Source organism: Microbispora corallina (genome assembly GCF_016863035.1).
GTDB classification, from domain to species: domain Bacteria; phylum Actinomycetota; class Actinomycetes; order Streptosporangiales; family Streptosporangiaceae; genus Microbispora; species Microbispora corallina.
This window is the reverse complement of record NZ_BOOC01000105.1, coordinates 1-848: the sequence shown is the minus strand read 5'-3', so window position 1 is coordinate 848 and position 848 is coordinate 1. Positions and strand designations below refer to the sequence as shown.

At 62.4% G+C, this 848-nt stretch carries 1 protein-coding gene; it reads right to left on the bottom strand.

The genetic code is table 11. The features are described from left to right. Positions 1–144 precede the first annotated feature (144 nt). A partial coding sequence (locus tag Mco01_RS38730) for a hypothetical protein (protein ID WP_204061796.1) occupies positions 145–848 on the bottom strand: 704 nt, incomplete at its 5' end.

Sequence of the window (848 nt, the reverse complement as noted above, 5' to 3'; positions counted from 1 at the left end):
CCTGCGATTCGGCCCCTTATCGTTTCTCGACGTTTCCGGGCGTCCCACACCTTCGTGTGCCTCCGTTGTGCCCTCGCCAGTAGAAGTCCGTCCCCGCCGTGAGGAGTTGAGCCGCCCCGGAGGCCGGCAGGGTGGCTCAAGCGCTCAAACGGGCGACAGGGTCGTGGCCAGACGACGAAGGGTCGTTGCCGTCCGAGTCGCCTGCTCGGCGAAGGTTTCAGGCCGCCTACCGGACTCGATCGCGTCGGCGAGAGCCAGAAGATCACCTGGTGGCATCAGCGGGGTGCCTACATCCCGGAGAAAGAGTCGGCCGCGACCGGCGGCGGGATCGTAGATCCGCAAGTATGGGATTTGCCGGATGGTTGAGGCATCCATGTCCACCTTGGCTGACGACAGGTCGAACCGCTTAGCCTTCAGCGCGCCCTGCATAACGAGCACCGTGCCGCAGAGCTCTACGCGGTAGCGCAGCACACGTACGCTCAGGTACGCCATTGCGATCACGGGGATCAAGCCGAGCATCATGATGCCCACAAACAGGATCGGCACGAACGAGCCGTCGCACCCCAGATAGTCCGGGATCTCCCCCTGCTCGCTCGTCAAAGCATCCGATAGGTAGTCGCAAATTAGCGGCCCATGCAGAGATTCCTGAAATGACGGTGACCGCACAAGCGCGATCACGTATACGGCCTGTTGGAGGACGATGAACAGAGTGCCGACCGGGGCGATAATCTTCGCCCGGATGGACGGGCCCACATGAAGCCGTAAGGGGGTAGCGGACACACGATCAAAGGTACAGATACGCTGTCTCTTCCCACAGCCGACGCTCGCTGGCGCATCGCTCTCGAATG